17 protein-coding genes and 1 other RNA gene are annotated in these 16,277 nt (G+C 62.6%); 9 read left to right on the forward strand and 9 right to left on the reverse strand.

Going from position 1 to position 16,277, the window contains the following annotated elements:
* Nucleotides 1-70 precede the first annotated feature (70 nt).
* Nucleotides 71-1,309 (reverse strand): CAP domain-containing protein, encoded by a 1,239-nt coding sequence (locus Q0936_RS02535; RefSeq protein WP_299297528.1) that lies wholly within the window; start codon nt 1,307-1,309, stop codon nt 71-73.
* Between the two features lie 270 nt (nt 1,310-1,579).
* On the opposite strand from Q0936_RS02535, the gene Q0936_RS02540 reads away from it, so the two are divergent.
* The 4 genes from Q0936_RS02540 (at nt 1,580) to Q0936_RS02555 (ending at nt 4,956) form a co-directional block, all read left to right on the forward strand.
* Nucleotides 1,580-2,275, forward strand: a complete 696-nt coding sequence (locus Q0936_RS02540) for a COQ9 family protein (RefSeq protein ID WP_299138703.1) — start codon at nt 1,580-1,582, stop codon at nt 2,273-2,275.
* Between the two features lie 156 nt (nt 2,276-2,431).
* Entirely contained in the window at nt 2,432-3,421 is a 990-nt protein-coding gene (locus Q0936_RS02545) for an NAD(P)H-quinone oxidoreductase (RefSeq protein WP_299297529.1), read from the forward strand.
* Between the two features lie 115 nt (nt 3,422-3,536).
* Nucleotides 3,537-4,106, forward strand: a complete 570-nt coding sequence (locus Q0936_RS02550; protein WP_299297530.1) for a TetR/AcrR family transcriptional regulator — start codon at nt 3,537-3,539, stop codon at nt 4,104-4,106.
* Complete coding sequence (locus tag Q0936_RS02555; protein WP_299297531.1) at nt 4,096-4,956, forward strand: sterol desaturase family protein; 861 nt, start codon at nt 4,096-4,098, stop codon at nt 4,954-4,956. The genes Q0936_RS02550 and Q0936_RS02555 overlap by 11 nt, the downstream gene beginning before the upstream one ends.
* Here Q0936_RS02555 and Q0936_RS02560 read toward each other — a convergent pair.
* Nucleotides 4,936-5,565 (reverse strand): ribonuclease T2, encoded by a 630-nt coding sequence (locus Q0936_RS02560; protein WP_299297532.1) that lies wholly within the window; start codon nt 5,563-5,565, stop codon nt 4,936-4,938. The genes Q0936_RS02555 and Q0936_RS02560 overlap by 21 nt on opposite strands.
* 126 nt (nt 5,566-5,691) lie before the next feature.
* Here Q0936_RS02560 and Q0936_RS02565 point away from each other — a divergent pair, with 126 nt between their 5' ends.
* Complete coding sequence (locus Q0936_RS02565) at nt 5,692-6,450, forward strand: cell cycle transcriptional regulator TrcR (RefSeq protein ID WP_299297533.1); 759 nt, start codon at nt 5,692-5,694, stop codon at nt 6,448-6,450.
* Nucleotides 6,451-6,597: 147 nt separating this feature from the next.
* Complete coding sequence (ltaE, locus tag Q0936_RS02570) at nt 6,598-7,641, forward strand: low-specificity L-threonine aldolase (protein ID WP_299297534.1); 1,044 nt, start codon at nt 6,598-6,600, stop codon at nt 7,639-7,641.
* Nucleotides 7,642-7,650: 9 nt separating this feature from the next.
* Here ltaE and recR read toward each other — a convergent pair whose 3' ends face one another.
* Nucleotides 7,651-8,244: a recombination mediator RecR gene (recR, locus tag Q0936_RS02575; protein WP_299297535.1), complete on the reverse strand. Its 594-nt coding sequence runs from the start codon at nt 8,242-8,244 to the stop codon at nt 7,651-7,653.
* Nucleotides 8,245-8,385: 141 nt separating this feature from the next.
* Here recR and Q0936_RS02580 point away from each other — a divergent pair, with 141 nt between their 5' ends.
* Nucleotides 8,386-8,979 carry a hypothetical protein gene (locus tag Q0936_RS02580; protein WP_299297536.1) on the forward strand — a complete coding sequence of 198 codons (594 nt, stop codon included), beginning with the start codon at nt 8,386-8,388 and terminating at the stop codon, nt 8,977-8,979.
* Here Q0936_RS02580 and Q0936_RS02585 read toward each other — a convergent pair.
* The 3 genes from Q0936_RS02585 to Q0936_RS02595 form a co-directional block, all read right to left on the reverse strand.
* Nucleotides 8,976-9,320, reverse strand: a complete 345-nt coding sequence (locus Q0936_RS02585) for a YbaB/EbfC family nucleoid-associated protein (RefSeq protein ID WP_299138686.1) — start codon at nt 9,318-9,320, stop codon at nt 8,976-8,978. The two genes, Q0936_RS02580 and Q0936_RS02585, sit on opposite strands and share 4 nt — an antisense overlap.
* Complete coding sequence (locus Q0936_RS02590; RefSeq protein ID WP_299297537.1) at nt 9,321-9,614, reverse strand: hypothetical protein; 294 nt, start codon at nt 9,612-9,614, stop codon at nt 9,321-9,323.
* 131 nt (nt 9,615-9,745) lie between these two features.
* Complete coding sequence (locus tag Q0936_RS02595) at nt 9,746-11,491, reverse strand: DNA polymerase III subunit gamma/tau (RefSeq protein WP_299297538.1); 1,746 nt, start codon at nt 11,489-11,491, stop codon at nt 9,746-9,748.
* A 198-nt stretch (nt 11,492-11,689) separates the two neighbouring features.
* Here Q0936_RS02595 and Q0936_RS02600 point away from each other — a divergent pair, with 198 nt between their 5' ends.
* Complete coding sequence (locus tag Q0936_RS02600) at nt 11,690-12,652, forward strand: hypothetical protein (protein WP_299297539.1); 963 nt, start codon at nt 11,690-11,692, stop codon at nt 12,650-12,652.
* Here the strand turns inward: Q0936_RS02600 and Q0936_RS02605 are convergent.
* Nucleotides 12,649-13,203 carry a TetR/AcrR family transcriptional regulator gene (locus Q0936_RS02605; protein ID WP_299138682.1) on the reverse strand — a complete coding sequence of 185 codons (555 nt, stop codon included), beginning with the start codon at nt 13,201-13,203 and terminating at the stop codon, nt 12,649-12,651. The two genes, Q0936_RS02600 and Q0936_RS02605, sit on opposite strands and share 4 nt — an antisense overlap.
* 88 nt (nt 13,204-13,291) lie before the next feature.
* Between Q0936_RS02605 and Q0936_RS02610 the strand changes: the two genes are divergently transcribed.
* Nucleotides 13,292-14,161 (forward strand): alpha/beta fold hydrolase, encoded by an 870-nt coding sequence (locus Q0936_RS02610; RefSeq protein ID WP_299297540.1) that lies wholly within the window; start codon nt 13,292-13,294, stop codon nt 14,159-14,161.
* Nucleotides 14,162-14,210: 49 nt separating this feature from the next.
* Here Q0936_RS02610 and ffs read toward each other — a convergent pair.
* Both ffs and Q0936_RS02620 read right to left on the reverse strand, forming a co-directional pair.
* An RNA gene (gene ffs / locus Q0936_RS02615) (signal recognition particle sRNA small type) lies at nt 14,211-14,308 on the reverse strand.
* Between the two features lie 42 nt (nt 14,309-14,350).
* The gene (locus tag Q0936_RS02620) at nt 14,351-16,177 is read right to left on the reverse strand and encodes a 5'-nucleotidase C-terminal domain-containing protein (protein ID WP_299297541.1); all 1,827 of its coding nucleotides are present in this window, start codon (nt 16,175-16,177) and stop codon (nt 14,351-14,353) included.
* Between the last annotated feature and the right edge of the window lie 100 nt (nt 16,178-16,277).

The raw sequence follows: 16,277 nt of genomic DNA on the forward strand, positions 1-16,277 counted from the left end.
GTTGCAAGGATTTGCAGGAGACGTGCGCATAGCAAACCGAACCCTCTTTGTCCAGACCGCGTGGCCGCCCTCAGAACAGAAAGTCGCTGGCCTCCAGGTCATTCATATCCACGTTCATCAGGATCATCACGTTCCCGGCCAAATCATCGACAACGGCATGGGATCCAGACTGCCTGAGATGCCCATCAGCCAGCATATCCGCAAAGGACGTAATGGCCGCCACTCCGCGCAGGTCGACCACTTCCATCCGTGCATCGACGTCGAAATCGGTGACCACATCGCGCCCGGCGGAGAACACAAACACATCGTCGCCGGTCCCCCCGCTGAGGATGTCCCGACCCGACCCACCGTCCAACACGTCGCGTTCGGCTTGCCCGGACAAACGGTCATTCTCCGCACCACCGATCAGCCGATCCCGGCCCGACCCGCCATCCAGCGTGTCGCGTCCATTGCCGCCATTCAGGGTGTCGTTGCCTGCGTTCCCCGTCAACAGATCGGCGCCATCCGCACCGTAAACCGCATCCGACCCGTCCCCGCCTTTGACGCGGTCGTTGCCCGCTCCGCCGCTCAGGCGGTCATTGCCCGCCCCGCCATCCAGCGTGTCGTTCTCATTTCCACCCCGCACGATGTCGTCGCCATCGCCCGCGGCAATACGGTCACGCCCGTCGCCGCCTTCTAGCGTGTCATTCCCAACCCGGCCCAGCAGCGCGTCGTCGCCCGCCTGACCGCGCACAAGGTCGTCGCCCGCGCCACCGTCCAGCCGGTCGTTGCCTGCGGTTCCCGTCAGAACGTCGTCTTCGCTCACCGGTTCGGGGGCCACCGGTACGGGGGCAGGTGCAGGGGTGCCGCCCGTGTCCAACTGCACATCCGCAGAGGTGCGCGCGAAATTCTGTGTGACATAAACGGCGTCATAGCCGCGCCCGTCCCCCAATTCGATCCCGATCCCGATCAGTTCAAAGTTAGGATTGAGGATGTTGGCACGGTGGCCGGGGCTGTTCATCAGCGCATTGTGCAGATCGACCACATCGTCCGCGATGCCCGGCGCGCCGCGCTCTGACTGAAAGGCGATGTTTTCGCCCCACGTCCAATTGCCGGAAAAGACAAAGCCCGCGTCGTCCATGCGCTCGCCCGGATTTGACCCGGCAATGCCGGTGTGGCTGAAATTGCCCGTCTGATCCATCCAGATGGTGTGATCTTCGCTCGCGTCGTTCAGGCGCAGTTCGAGGGTCAGCGGGTTCAACCCGCGCGAGGTGCGTTCCTCGTTGATCAGGTCAAGCATTTGCCGTTCGAAAGTGCTGGCAACAGACATGGTGTCATCCTTTGAGTTGTGCGTGGCGGTCGCCTGTGTCGGCGGGCACTGCGCGGGCAGCAAGTCGTGATGCAATGCCTTGGGATTTCAGCGAATCGGCGCGGAAAGTGGGGCATTTTCATGGCAGATATCCGCGCCCGTCTGGCGACGTGGGCGTGCCGTTGCTGTTGGTCTGGCACAGGCGGCAGGTGTTCGCCGAGAGACTGGCGTCGGGGGATGCGACGGCGCGTACACTTGCCCGGGCAGGTTGGGGGCTCTAGGTTTTGAGGTATGACAGAGACACCTCAAAACCTGATCGACCGGCTGCTGGACGCGGCTTTGATGCATGTGCCCTTTGACGGATGGTCCGATGCGACGCTGAATGCCGCCGCCCGAGACGCAGATGTGGATGCCGCCATGGCGCGCGCCATGTGTCCCCGCGGCGCTGTGGACCTTGCCTTGGCCTATCACGCGCGCGGGGACGCCGCGATGGTGGCCCGGCTCAAATCCGAGGCGCTGCCGGACCGGTTCCGCGACAAGATTGCCGCCGCCGTGCGGTTTCGGATCGAGGCGGTGTCTGACAAAGAAGCGGTGCGGCGCGGCACCACCCTCTTTGCGCTTCCGATGCATGCGGCTGACGGGGCCAAGGCCATCTGGGGCACTGCCGACAAAATCTGGGACACGCTGGGCGACACGTCGACCGATGTGAACTGGTACACCAAGCGGGCAACGCTTGCCGGGGTCTACAGCGCGACGGTTCTTTATTGGCTGGGCGATGACAGCACCGACAACCAGGCGACCTGGGCCTTTCTCGATCGGCGCATTGACGACGTCATGCAGATCGAAAAGGTCAAGGCGCAGGTGCGCGACAACAAACTGCTGAGCACTTTGTTGACCGGGCCGAACTGGCTGTTGGATCAGATCAAGGCACCGCCGCGTATGCCAAACCCCGACTTGCCGGGCATGTGGTCGTCAACCCGCGATTGATCCTGCGCCTGCGGTCCGAGACTTGCTCACAAGCAGCACTGCAAGACACGCGGCCTTTCCACTGACACGGTATCGTCCGAACCCGGCGGCATTGCGCATTCGGGTTCCTTTCCCGATTTGAATCGGGATACGGTGTCGCAAACGAAGGGGATGATCATGTCAGAGCAAATGCGCGCAATCGAAATCACGACACCGGGTGGCCCAGAGGTTCTGCAACCGGTCTCGCGGCCCCGACCGGTTGCCGGGCATGGACAAGTGGTCATTGCCGTGGCGTGGGCAGGCGTGAACCGGCCCGACGCGCTGCAACGTGCGGGGCTCTATAACCCGCCAGCGGGTGCCAGCGATCTACCGGGGCTTGAGGCATCCGGCACGATCGTCGAGATCGGCGCAGGCGTGTCCGGCTGGGCGGTGGGTGACGCTGTCTGCGCGCTGCTTCCGGGTGGGGGCTATGCGGAGTATGTCGCAACACCCGCGGCACACTGTTTGCCGGTGCCGTCCGGCATGACGCTGAAACAGGCGGCCTGCCTGCCCGAGACATATTTTACCGTCTGGTCCAACGTCTTTTCCCGTGGCGGTCTCAAGGGCGGCGAACGGTTTCTGGTGCACGGCGGCTCGTCTGGCATCGGAACAACCGCCATCCAGCTTGCGCACCAGTTTGGTGCACGCGTGTTTGCGACGGCCGGGTCCGAGGACAAATGCGATGCTTGCCGCGCCCTTGGGGCCGAGGTGGCGATCAACTACCGCGACGCTGATTTCGTCGACGTGATGAAGGCCGAAGGCGGCGCGGATCTGATCCTTGATATGGTGGGCGGGCCGTACATCCAACGCAACCTGTCCGCGCTCGCAGATGACGGGCGGCTGGTGCAAATCGCGTTTTTGCAGGGACCCAAGGTGGAACTGAACATGGTTCAGGTGATGACGCGGCGCCTGACCATGACAGGCAGCACGCTGCGCCCGCAGAGCGATCTGGCCAAGGCGCGAATTGCCCAGGACCTGCGCGAGGCGGTGTGGCCGCTGCTCGAGGCAGGGCGGATTGGTCCGGTCATGGATTCGGACTACCCCCTCGATGACGCCTCCGCCGCCCATGCCCGCATGGAAGGTTCCGGTCACATCGGCAAGATCGTTCTCGAAGTTGCGGGCGGCTAGTACCTTTTGAAATCAGATGCTTAACGGGCTTTTGATCCTTGCTGAAATGCGGGGATCGCATAGCCGCGTCTGATCCTCACTTGATATCCGCAACGGGGTGATACACATATGTCTCATGCGAGGCAAAACTGTATCATCCAAATCAACCATCCTTGAGGCAGGCTTTGACCTGCTCAGCCGCAATCCCGGTGCGTCTCTGGCAGAGATTGCCGCCCATGCGGGTGTCGGACGTGCAACCCTGCACCGGCACTTCACCGGGCGGGCGGATCTGGTCGCCGAAATGGCGCTGGTCGCATCGTCAGAGCTGAACACGGCGGTCGATGCCGCGGTTCAGGATGCGCCCACCTATGCCGAAGGGTTGCGCGTTGCGTTTCGGGCCATGTTGCCGCTGGCCCAACGGTACATGTTCCTCGGCACCGAACCTGTGGAACAGGACCCGCGCGTGGCCGCGACCTATGCGGCGGAAACCGCCGAACTCTACAGTGACATCGACGCGGCCAAAGCCGAAGGGGCGTTCGACACGGACGTCCCGACCGCCTGGATCGCACAAGCCTACGAAAACCTGCTCTACGCCAGTTGGGCCATGGTCGCCGCCGAAGAAGCGACACCAAACCAGGCCGCCGACCTCGCCTGGCGCACTCTGACAACTGGCCTCAAACCTACGGAAAAACACCATGACACTTGATGCGCTCGACGTCCTCGGGACCCAGATCGACGAGGTTTTCTTTTTCATCGGCATCGCAATCCTGTTGATCGAACTTGCCGAGGTGCTGTTCAAAGGCAGTCACAAGGGCCGAACACTGGCCGAAATGCTGGTCAGTGCCTCAACGCAAATCCCGTCCATCCTGATCGAGGTGTTCCTGCTGACCGCCGCATATGGCGTCTACTACATCCTCGCGGACATGTTCGTGTCCTGGCAAATCCCGCTGACATGGTGGGGCATCGCCCTTGCCGTGATTGCGGCGGATTTCACCTATTACTGGGAACACCGCATCGCGCATCAGGTGCGCATTTTGTGGACACAGCACGCGGTGCACCATTCGTCGCGCGACTACAATATAATTACCGGCATCCGCTTTGGTCCGCTCGAAGGTGTGTGGAGCCTGCTTGCGCATATCCCTCTGGTCTTTCTTGGTTTTTCGCCTGACATGATCTTTTTCGGGATCATCGTGGTGCTCGCTTACCAGACGTGGATCCACACCGAAGTCATTGGCAAAATGGGTTGGTTCGACGCGGTGATGAACTCTCCCGCCAATCACCGTGTGCACCATGGGTCCGACGACAAATACATCGACCGCAACTATGGCGGCATCACCGTGGTCTGGGATCAGCTCTTTGGCACCTACCAGGCCGAAGAGGAAACGCCGCGTTATGGTCTCAAGCGCGACTTCGACAGCCGCAATCCCCTTGTTGTGTGGTTCTCCGAGGTGCCGGGCCTGTGGCGCGACATGGTGACGGCACGCACATGGGCTGAGGCATGGCGCTACATGGTGCGGCGCCCCGGTTGGAGCCCCTCAGCGGATGGGCGTGAATAGCGCGTCCCGCGCGGAACAGTCGCGCACCACGTCCTGGCCGCACGGCACCGGGTCAAGGTCGCGGGACAGGCAGATGCGCGCCTCTTGGATGTGGCCATCGCGGCATGTGATGGTCACGCCATCGGCCTCCATCGCGGGATTGGATTGCAAAAACGCCTCTTGCACGACGGCGGCGGGCAACCGCACCGTCTTGTCCAGTTTGCGGAACACCGGCGGGCGCACAACCCGGTCATAGGCCTCGCGCGACAGGGCGAAATAGGCCGGGGCCGACAGGCCGGTGCAGACGCCATGTTTCTTCCACTGGTGCCAGGCCAGCCCGGATGTGCCCATGATGTCAGCCATGTCGCGCGTCATCGCGCGGCTGGGCGGGCGTTCGGCGGTGCGGCAATAGGATGGAAATCCCCGGTGAAACTGCGGCCAAAGCCCGTGCATGATCCAACCATGGTCGTGCCGCGCATCGCACTGATCCGACCCGCGCGCATCGCCCTCATAGGCGCACCAGTTTGGCGACCAGCTGAGCGACAGGACGTAATATTCGAATGCGCCCGCCCGCTCGCCTTCGGCCCACACGGGCACGGCCATCATCAACCAGATCAACATGAAACGCATAAGGCTTTCCTTTTTCCGCTGTCGGGACTATATCGCGTCCAAGTTCCCCCACAACGGAAACCCGCCTTGGACGCCAAGGCCGCCTATTTCAGGCGACGGGAAAGATATGCGCGAAGGAGCATGACAATGGCAAAACCGATCATGGCCAAGGCCACCGCCGTCTGGCTGGTGGACAACACGACGATCAGCTTCAAACAGATTGCGGACTTTGTCGGAATGCACGAACTTGAGGTGCAGGGCATTGCAGACGGCGATGTGGCGGCAGGCGTCAAAGGCTTTGATCCCATTGCCAACAATCAGCTCACGCAGAACGAAATCGACGAGGCGGAAAAGAACCCGCTGCACAAGCTGTCGCTCAAGTTCAACGCCGCTGCTGTGGGCGAGGAAAAGCGCCGCGGCCCGCGTTATACCCCCCTGTCCAAACGTCAGGACCGTCCTGCGGCGATCTACTGGCTGGTCAAATTCCACCCCGAACTGACCGACGGTCAGATCTCGAAGCTGGTGGGTACAACCAAACCGACGATCCAGTCGATTCGCGAGCGCACGCACTGGAACATCTCGAACATTCAGCCGGTTGATCCCGTGGCGCTGGGCCTGACCAAGCAGTCCGAGCTGGACGCCGCCGTGCAAAAAGCCGCCGCGAAAAAGGCCGCCGACGGTGCCGTCATGTCCGACGACGAGCGCCGCAAACTGGTCAGCACCGAACAGAGCCTCGGCATGGAAGCAGAGCCCAAGATCCCGACCGCCATCGAAGGGCTCGAGACATTCTCGCTCTCCATGGATGTCGATGATGACGAGGACGACGACACATCCACGCTGGTGGACGCCGAAAGCCTGTTCAACCTGCCCAAAGGTGGCGGCGACGACGAAGACGAACAGCCCTGATAGGCACCCCAGACTGTCAAAGGGCCGCGCAGCAGTGATGCCGCGCGGCCCTTTTTTGTGGTCGAAACCGACAGGGTCCAGTCCGCTGGCAATTGCCGTTTCGCGCGCCCCCGCCTAGGATCGCGGCACACCCCCAAGAGGTCCGCCATGAACCAATATACCGCCGTTTCCTCCCGTCCGTCTTCGCCTGTGCTGTGCGATTTGCGCAGCGATACCGTAACCGCCCCGGATGCCCAGATGCGGACGCTCATGGCGCAGGCCGAAGTCGGCGATGATGTCTACGGCGAGGACCCGACTGTCACGCGGCTTGAAAACACGCTCGCTGAAAGGCTGGGCAAAGAGGCGGGCCTGTTCCTGACCTCTGGCACACAAAGCAATCTGGTTGGCCTGCTCAGCCACTGCGCACGGGGCGAAGAGATCCTCGTCGGACGCGGCTATCACATCTACAAATACGAAGCGGCGGGCGCGTCTGTTCTGGGCGGGATTGCCCTTGATCCGCTGCCTGTTGCAGCCGACGGCGGGCTGGATGCGGACGCTGTTACCGCGTCGATCAAAGAGGACGATTCGCATCACGCAATCACGCGGCTCTTGTGTCTGGAAAACACCCATAATGGCCACGCCGTTCCCCTCTCGCGCTGTCAGGATGCCGCCGATGCCGCACGTGCGGCTGGTCTGTCCGTGCATCTGGACGGCGCGCGGTTTTTCAACGCTGTCGAGGCGTTGGGATGTGCGGAACAGGATCTGGCGGGCCTGTTCGACACTGTGTCTATTTGTTTGTCCAAAGGGCTCGGCGCGCCGGTCGGCTCTGTGCTGGTCGGTCCGCGTGACATCATCGACCGCGCCCGGCGCTGGCGCAAGATGTTGGGCGGCGGGACGCGGCAATCTGGCGTGCTCGCTGCGGCCGGTCTGCATGCGCTGGATAACAACGTGGCGCGTCTGTCCGAGGACCGCGCCCGCGCCGAACGTCTGGGCCAATCGCTGTCGCAATACGGTCAGGTCGAGCAGGCGACAAACATGATCTTTTTCAAACCCGACGGCGGCGTGACCCCGGCCTTGCAACAGCATATGGCCGAACGGGGCGTGACACTCAGTGGGGCCACCGGCACAACGCGCCTTGTGCTGCACAAGGACGTTTCGGACGAGGGGCTCAACGCCGCCGTTGACGGGTTCCGCCGCTTTTTTGGTGGGTGATGCGGTGTGTTACAGCGTCTTGCGCGCCCGCAAGGCCGCTGTGATCGTGCCATCATCAAGATAATCAAGTTCGCCGCCAATCGGCACGCCCTGCGCCAATGAGGTGAGTGTGACCCGGCCCTCAAGCTGATCAACGATGTAATGCGCCGTGGTCTGCCCGTCGATGGTGGCATTCAGGGCAAGGATGACCTCGGTCACGCCTTCCGTTTCAACCCGGTCGATCAGGCGCGGGATGCGCAACTCGTCCGGTCCAATCGCGTCCAGCGCGGACAAGGTGCCGCCCAGCACGTGATAGCGCCCCTTGAACACGCCCGACCGCTCCATCGCCCACAAATCGGCCACGTCCTCGACCACGCACAGCTCACCATTTGCCCGCTTTTCCGAGGTGCAGATGTCGCAGATGTCGGTGGTGCCCACGTTGCCGCAGTTCAGACATTCGCGCGCCGTGGCCGCGACCGTCTGCATCAGGTCTGCCAGTGGCGTCAGTTGCAGCGCCCGTTTGCGGATCAGGTGCAACACTGCACGGCGTGCCGAACGTGGCCCCAGTCCGGGCAATTTGGCCATCATCTCAATCAGGGCGTCGATGTCGCGCGTGCTGCTCATGGCTTTGAATCCTATTGCGTTTGTGCCGCAACAGAAAGAGCCGATGCAGGTTCACCAGTTTTCAACTCTCTCGGGCTAGCCTTGGGCTATGCCGCAATCGGGGGTGTCTGCGTGAAACGTCCAGTTTTGGGTGCTTTTCTTTTGACTTTTTTGCTGGGCGCTCTGCCTACGCTGGCTGCGGCCTGTGCCTATCCGGCACCGTTGCGCAGTGTGAATGCGACACTGCTGGCGGTTCTGGATGCAGGTGGCACCGTGTCGATCCACCACCGCAACCGTCTGGTCCGTGCCATCGCGGGGCTTGAGGGTGAGGCGCTGAAACGCACGATTGCACAAGAGGTGGCGCGCGGTGACGCCCGCGCGGCTGGTCAGGTCATCGACACCGCAACCGCATTGGCGGCGGGGCGCGGGATGGTTGTTGATCCGGGCCTGCGGGACCCGGTGTCCCGTCTTGGCGCGTCCATCCAATCACAGTGTTCGGGCACCAGTCAGGTCGCAAGCGGCACGGACGCAGCCGCCGGGGCCGAACATGGCGACCGCCGCGACGTCACGGTTGGTGGCCGCGCGCTCACCTTTCGTGAGGGCGTCGCACGTCTGAGCCTGACATTCACCATCTATCTGGTGTTTCTGGCGGCGCTGCTGGGCATACGTCGGCATGTGCACCAACGCGCGCGCGCGCAACAGGACGGTGTCGCCCCACCCGTTGCCGGGCCGGACGAACCAGAACCCTTGGCCTAGAACGGCAGCTTCATTCCCGCAGGCAAGCCCAGACCTTCGGTCAGCTTGCCCATTTCTTCCTGCGCTTTTTCGTTCGCTTTGACCTGCGCGTCCTTGATCGCGGCAAGGATCAGATCCTCGACCACTTCCTTGTCGTCGCCGTTAAAGATCGACGGATCGATGTCCAGCGCGGTCAACTCGCCCTTGGCTGTGGCTGTCGCCTTGACCAACCCGGCGCCGCTTTCACCTGTGACCATGACGTTGTGCAGCTCGTCCTGCATCTCGGCCATTTTGGTCTGCATTTCCTGCGCTTTTTTCATCATCCCGGCCATATCGCCGAGCCCGCCAAGTCCCTTGAGCATTCAGGTCTCCGATCCATCTGCGCCGCTGCTGCGCGGCTTGGTCCATAAAACAATCCCCACACATATCGCAGCCACGGCCACGATGAACAAGGTGGGCGATCCAACACAGCCCTCGGCCAACATGTCGGCGCGCAGACCGGTGGGGTCGGCCATGGTGACCACCGTGATGAACACGGTCCACAGGATCACTGCGGCCAGTCCGACCCATTGCTGGCGAAACCGCAAGGCCACCAGCGACATGAGCAGCAGGGCAATCCCGGCGGGCGACAAAAACAGGTTGAGCGCCTCGCCCACCGCAGTGACCGGCGTGCCGTCCCAATCGGGATAAGGCTTGTCACAAACCTCGGCCCAGGCCGCACGCGGAAAAAAAGATATAGCTGTTACAAGAGCATAGAGCTGTCCCCGCGGGGACAGATTGCCGATTGTCAGTCTTCTTCGAACGGGTCCCACTCGTCATCTACCTCCGGCAGTGCCTCGATATGGGCTTCTTGGGCGATCTCTTCGGCGGTTCGGATCGCGATGATCTTGGCCTTGGGAAATTGCGCCATGACGGCCTGCACCAGCGGGTGCGCCTCGGCCTTGGACTTCAGCGCCAGCTCTTCGGCATCGCGCACTTCGGCGATGGTTTTGCCGCCGCCATCATTGACGATCGACACGCCCCAACGGTTGCCCGTCCACAGTTGCAGCCGCTGGCCCAGTCGTTGCGCCAGATCGCGTGGCGCGTTTTCCGTGGGTTCAAATTCGATGCGGCCCGGTTGATAGGCGGCGAGGCGCAGCGTGGTCTCGACCTCGACCAAGAGTTTGACGTCGCGGTTGGAGCGGATCAGTTCCAGCACATGTTCAAATGTGGGAAAGCGCGCCAGCGCTGCGTCGACATCGCGCGCCAACGCAGTGGTCTGGCCAGAGGCGTTGGGCTGCGCGGCCATACGCGTCTGCGCCTGTTGCACGGCCTGCACACCATTGGTTGAGGCACCACCACCGGGGCCAGGGGCGGCGGCGGGCGGCGGGGTCGCGTTCTGCAACTTGCGCACCAACTCGTCCGGAGACGGCAGGTCGGCCACATGTGTCAGACGGATGATCGCCATCTCGGCGGCCATCATGGCGTTGGGGGCGGCGGCGACCTCGTCCAGCGCCTTGAGCAGCATTTGCCACAGCCGTGTCAGCACCCGCATGGGCAATGTCTCGGACATGGCGAGCCCGCGCGCGCGCTCGTCAGGAGAAATCGTGGGATCGTCGGCGGCCTCTGGGGTGATTTTCACCACGGACACCCAATGCGTGATCTCGGCCAGATCGCGCAGCACAGCCATCGGGTCGGCACCATCGGCATATTGTGCGCCCAGTTCCGTCAGCGCACCGCCCGCGTTGCCCTTGAGAATCATGTCAAAGAGGTCGAGCACACGACCCCGGTCGGCCAGACCCAGCATCGCGCGCACTTGATCGGCGGTTGTCTCACCTGCGCCATGGGAAATCGCCTGGTCCAGCAGCGACGTCGCATCCCGCGCAGACCCTTCGGCGGCACGTGTGATCAACGCCAGCGCGTCATCTGCAATCTCTGCGCCCTCGGCGTTGGCGATCTTGCGCATCAGCGCGATCATCACCTCGGGCTCGATCCGGCGCAGGTCAAACCGTTGGCAGCGCGACAGCACGGTCACGGGGACCTTGCGGATTTCGGTTGTGGCAAAGATGAATTTGACGTGGGCAGGTGGCTCTTCGAGCGTTTTCAGCAGCGCGTTGAAGGCACTGGTGGACAGCATGTGCACTTCGTCGATGATGTAGATCTTGTAGCGGGCTGACGCCGCGCGATAGTGCACGCTGTCGATGATTTCGCGGATGTCATTGACGGAGGTGTTGGAGGCCGCGTCCATCTCGAGCACGTCGACGTGCCGACCTTCCATGATCGCGACACAGTGTTCGCACTGCCCGCAGGGTTCGGTTGTGGGGCCGCCTGTCCCGTCGGGGCCGATGCAGTTCATCCCCTTGGCGATGATCCGGGCCGTGGTCGTCTTGCCGGTGCCGCGGATGCCGGTCATCACGAACGCCTGGGCAATCCTGTCGGCCTCGAACGCGTTTTTCAGCGTCCGCACCATGGCGTCCTGGCCGACCAGATCGGCAAAGGTCTCGGGCCGGTATTTGCGGGCCAGAACCTGATATGTGGGGGTCTCGTCTGTCATGGGCCTCGGCACGGGATTCGGAGTGACCAGACGACACTAAGGGGCAGGGCCGACCGCGTCCACCGCTGGGATGACCCGATCGGTCAAAGCGACTGTGCCTCGTGGATCACAGGCCGCTGGATTTGGTTCCGCCTGGCTTGCCTGAAAACGCGTGGCGCGTGTATGTTCGTGCGGGGGCCTAGGCCAAAAGAGTTTGAAATGGTTGGTATTCTTGCGTTGTTGGGCTTCGGCCTGCTGGTTGGTGGTTTGAGCGGATTGGGGGGCGATGATGACCCCGTTGCAGAGCCTGTGGACGACGGCGTTGAGCCCACGCAGGTCGCATCCGAAGGAGATGACCCGCTTCAGTTTGTCGGTGATGCCTATGTCGATGACTTTCAGGCCGGGTTGGATGACCTGGTGTCTGAGGGTGAGCTGACGCAGGCGCAGGCGGATGCGCTGTTTGACAATACGGCCAGCGCCTCAGGGCCGTTGAACATCGTCACAGGCGATGGCGAAGACGGTATTTTGGGCGGCGATCAGAATGACACCATTTCCGTGGGTGGCGGCGATGACGGCGCTGCCGGTGGCGAAGGCGATGACCTGATCGAACTGGGTGCCGGGGCGGATGTGTCGGGCGAATCGGATCGGACGGGGTCGTTCCCGGATGACAATCGCCCGTTTGTTCAATCGGACGCAGGTGTTGCTACAGCGGCCGTTTTGGAAGCAGGCAATGACACCATTCGCGGTGGTGGCGGTGCGGATGATATTGCTGATGCCTATGGGTCGAACGAATTGCGCGGCGAGAACGGCGATGATTTCATCGTGGCCGTCGACAGCGATGGGGTGACGCCTGACGTTGTCCGTGGTGGCACGGGGTCTGACGCGCTGGTCGTGGATCAGGGTGACACCGTCAACACCGGCGTTGGACAGGATTTTGTCACCGTTGATGTGACCAATGGTGTCGAAGAGGGTTACCAACTGGTGACGATCGAGGATTTCGACCCTGCCAATGATCGATTGGAGCTTGAGGGCGAGGACAGCCTGTTGAATGGCACCGGCGCGGGCGTCACGGTCGAGCCGTTTGACGGCGGGGTGACTGTGCTCGTCAATGGTGTCGAGGTCGTGCGTGTGGTTGGTGGCACGGGTCTGACACCGCAGGACATCTTTTTGCAGACGGCCTAAATCCGGTCTGTCATCTGCCGAATCACATCTGAATTGCGTCGGGCCCTTGCGAGGGCCCAGCCCCCCTGGATCAGCATGAACAGGTGTTCGGACTTGGCCTGTGCCTCGGTATCGGACAGGCCAAGCCGTTCGGCGTGGTCGTGAACTTCGGCGATCCACCCTTCGTAGATATGCCCGGCATGGTCGCGAAAGCTGTCGTTGTCCGGCCCTTCGAACAGGGTCGCGGCGATGGGGCAGGTGTCCCACCCGGTGATGTCGAAGAGTTTGGCCAACTTGTAGCACAGCGTGGTGGCACCGTCCTTGAAGGTGTCGGCGCCATCAAAGCTGGCCGCGATCAGGCGCAGCATTTCGTCTGATGCCCAGGTGGCCGACGCGAGGGCGAGGTCCGATTTTCCGTTGGGAAAGTGGTGATACAGCGACCCCTTGGGTGCGCGTGCCGTTGCCAGAATGTCTGCCATGCCGACGCCATGATACCCACGGGTCCGAAACAGGTTGGCCGCCGCAAGGATCAGGCGGTCTTTGGTCGGGCGCGGGGTGTCTGGTTTGGTCATTCTTTGATCTTGACAGGAATAGACCGATTGGTCCAGCGTGGCAATTAGACCAAGTGGTCTAGTTCCTTTGGCATCCATGGAGCCCGTGATGTTTGATACTTGCCCGGTGCAGCGGTCCGTTTCCGAGCGGTCACTGATGTTCAAGACCCAGGACGGCGCGGAGTTGGTGGGCCGTATGTATTTGCCGGACCAACGTCCCTTTGCCGCCGTTGTGTTGAACAGCGCAACCGGGGTGCCACAGACGTTCTACAGCCATTTCGCGCGGTGGCTGGCCGCGGAGCGTGGTATGGCGTGTTTGACCTATGACTATCGCGGAATGGGGCGGTCCGAGGCCGGGCCATTGCGCAGGGTGCAGGCGGATATGGCGGATTGGGGCATCCGCGATCAGGTGGCCGCGCGGCGGGCTGTACGCCGTGCATTGCCCGGCACGCCGCTGTGGGTGATTGGTCATTCGCTTGGGGCGATGGTGCTGCCCAATCAGCCCGAGATGGATGATGTGGTGCGCGTGATTGGTGTGGCATCAGGCATGGTGCATCATTCCGATCATCCCTGGCCCTACCGCGCTGTGGCGTTGAATTTCTGGTTCACCTTTGGGCCATTGGCGACCGTGTTGGCCGGTTACTTTCCCGGTAAGGCGCTGCGCCTCGGAGAGGATTTGCCGGCAGGGGTGTATTGGCAGTGGCGCAAGTGGTGCACCAGTCGCAGCTTTTATGACGCGGATATTGGCCCGGATATGCCTGGGCCGGACTGGCGGTCGGACGCGGCGGTGCGGCTGCATTCTTTTGCGGATGACGATCTGATTCCCCCGCATTGTGTTCAGCGTTTGGCGGATGTGTACGGCCCGACGGCCCAGCACGTGACCATCGATCCGCGCGCACATGGTTTGAAACAGATTGGACACATCAGTGCGTTTTCGCGGCGCAACAAGGCGATTTGGAGCACGTTGCTGGAAAACTAGGGGCGGGTGGCGCGTGCGGCGGCGACCACGTCGCGCGCCTGCATGCGTTTGGTGAGAGATTGACAACGACCCAAGCGGGGCTCGTTACGGCTGCTTCCTTCCGGATCTGACCGGGTTGGCGAGGCGCTCGCCCGCGCCAACCTCTCGACGGGTGATATAGTCGGGCGATGGCCGTGATGCAAGGGTCGCTCAGAGGGTCACGCGGACGTTCAGAAACCCTTTGTCCGAGAGGCCGATGGGCTCTGGTGCGAGGGGGGCGATGTCATCCAGGTGCGCCTCGGCGTCGGGCGAGGTCTGGATCACCACCGTTTGGCCAAGGTCCGGTGCGAACCGCCAGACCGATCCGTCAGGCCCGTTCGATCCCGCGCCATTGGCGAGTTCCGCGCGCACGGCCTGTGCCAGATCAATGTCGGTGCGCACGATGTTCGTGTCGTGGGTCAGTCCGGGAAACACGCCGCCACCTGCACCCCTATAGCTGGTCATCGCCACGAGAAAGGTATGCGTTGGTTCCAGCGCAATGCCATCATAGGACAAGGACACGATGCGTTGCGCGTCGGGGTCGATGCACCGGCCAGCGGCGTCATAGCGTGCGGGTTGGAACGGGTCGATCACCGTGTCCAGCCCGTGCAAGCTGTCGAAGTTAAACGAGGGCGCGAGGGCGTTCACAAGCAGCGTGTCGGGTGTGTGGTCCGGTGCGAAATAGGCTGCGGCGCGTTCGGCCCATTCCTGCAATTCGGCGCCTGTCATCACGGCGGCCCAAACGGCATTGGGATAGGGCACCATCATCGCGACGTGCCGTTCGCGGATTACACCCTCTGGCACGTTGACATAGTGGTCTGGCCCGGAGAGTCCGCCGACCGCCATGGGTGCCACTGCCGACAGCAGCGGCAAGGCAGAGAGCGATGTGTCGACCACCTTGTCCGCGATGGCGTTGCGCATCGCACCCGCTACCAGCGCGTTGGCTGTGCCGGATTGAAGCATGTCGAAATAGCTGTGAAAGCCGCGATCGACTTTGATGATCGGAGCATCGAGTGCAGCACGGGTTGCAGATACGGCGGGGGCGGCGATGGCGGTGACGGACCGGTCCGGCAGGTGCCGGATGTCCGGGTTGTGCAAGGCCGTCACGTGGCTGGCGGCGCGCCATTTGTCCTTTTCCCAGCGCAGGCCCAAGTCGATCACACCAAGCGTCTGTGCGGCAAATCCGGGCATCACGGCCGGAATGCCGTGTACGGTGGATTTATCGGGGTCCGTGCGGTCATCGCCGTCATGGTCGGGGGCGGGGAACATCTTGTGCGTGTGGCCGAGGATCATCGCGTCGATCCCCCGGACGCGCGCCGCCATCGCGGTGGCAAAGTTCTCGCCCTCGGGGTCCGGCACGGCGACAAGACCGCTGTGGCACAGCATGATGACGATGTCCGCGCCGTCGCGCCGCAACAGGCGCACGGCGCGTTGTGCCGCCGACACCCCGTCGTCAAAGGCCACGCGCCCGATCAGGTGCCGGTGGTTCCAGATAGCTGTTTGCGGTGGCAGGACCGAGGTGATGCCGATGGCGAGTGGGCGGCTCTGCCCATCCGAGCAGGCGACCTGGCGGTTGAGGATCACACCGGATTGCGCGCCGTGGACGGTCCCCTTGATCAGGCTGGCGCACAGGACGGGGGCGTCCAGTTGGCCAATGATGCGTTCCAGAAAGGGCAAGCCAAAGTCGAAGTCGTGGTTCCCGAGGCCCAGTGCATCATAGTCAAGCGCATTGGCCACGCCGGGCCAGGGGTGCGGGACGCCAGAGCGCGGGCGGGCGCAGATGTCGCCCATGGGCGTCCCCTGAAGCGTGTCGCCATTGTCGAGCAGCAAACAGGTTCCCGGTGCAGCCCGGCGGGCGGCTGCGATGCTGTGGGTCAGCACATCCATGCCACGTCCGGCTGTCACGGTGTTGCGAAGCGCGTCCCAGCCGGTCACATGCATATGGATGTCTGACGTCGCCAGAATGCGCAGATCTGCATGTATCTTGGTTGAGCCCATACACTCAATTGCACCTTAAAGTAGAGTAAATGCAAGCCCTCGCGGGGGCTGGCCTGTTAATCATTCGGGCAGGTGCGGCGCATTTGCCGAGGTTGAAAAC

This window comes from uncultured Tateyamaria sp., assembly GCF_947488715.1.
Classification (GTDB): Bacteria; Pseudomonadota; Alphaproteobacteria; order Rhodobacterales; family Rhodobacteraceae; genus Tateyamaria.

Excerpts from the sequence above, each read along its gene's own strand:
- Q0936_RS02550 (WP_299297530.1), top strand. The coding sequence starts at position 3,537 with ATGCGAGGCAAAACTGTATCATCCAAATCAACCATCCTTGAGGCAGGC.
- Q0936_RS02545 (WP_299297529.1), top strand. The coding sequence starts at position 2,432 with ATGTCAGAGCAAATGCGCGCAATCGAAATCACGACACCGGGTGGCCCA.
- Q0936_RS02535 (WP_299297528.1), bottom strand. The coding sequence starts at position 1,309 with ATGTCTGTTGCCAGCACTTTCGAACGGCAAATGCTTGACCTGATCAAC.
- Q0936_RS02610 (WP_299297540.1), top strand. The coding sequence starts at position 13,292 with ATGTTTGATACTTGCCCGGTGCAGCGGTCCGTTTCCGAGCGGTCACTG.
- Q0936_RS02585 (WP_299138686.1), bottom strand. The coding sequence starts at position 9,320 with ATGCTCAAGGGACTTGGCGGGCTCGGCGATATGGCCGGGATGATGAAA.
- Q0936_RS02595 (WP_299297538.1), bottom strand. The coding sequence starts at position 11,491 with ATGACAGACGAGACCCCCACATATCAGGTTCTGGCCCGCAAATACCGG.
- Q0936_RS02600 (WP_299297539.1), top strand. The coding sequence starts at position 11,690 with ATGGTTGGTATTCTTGCGTTGTTGGGCTTCGGCCTGCTGGTTGGTGGT.
- ltaE (WP_299297534.1), top strand. The coding sequence starts at position 6,598 with ATGAACCAATATACCGCCGTTTCCTCCCGTCCGTCTTCGCCTGTGCTG.
- recR (WP_299297535.1), bottom strand. The coding sequence starts at position 8,244 with ATGAGCAGCACGCGCGACATCGACGCCCTGATTGAGATGATGGCCAAA.
- Q0936_RS02605 (WP_299138682.1), bottom strand. The coding sequence starts at position 13,203 with ATGACCAAACCAGACACCCCGCGCCCGACCAAAGACCGCCTGATCCTT.
- Q0936_RS02565 (WP_299297533.1), top strand. The coding sequence starts at position 5,692 with ATGGCAAAACCGATCATGGCCAAGGCCACCGCCGTCTGGCTGGTGGAC.
- Q0936_RS02620 (WP_299297541.1), bottom strand. The coding sequence starts at position 16,177 with ATGGGCTCAACCAAGATACATGCAGATCTGCGCATTCTGGCGACGTCA.
- Q0936_RS02560 (WP_299297532.1), bottom strand. The coding sequence starts at position 5,565 with ATGCGTTTCATGTTGATCTGGTTGATGATGGCCGTGCCCGTGTGGGCC.
- Q0936_RS02540 (WP_299138703.1), top strand. The coding sequence starts at position 1,580 with ATGACAGAGACACCTCAAAACCTGATCGACCGGCTGCTGGACGCGGCT.
- Q0936_RS02555 (WP_299297531.1), top strand. The coding sequence starts at position 4,096 with ATGACACTTGATGCGCTCGACGTCCTCGGGACCCAGATCGACGAGGTT.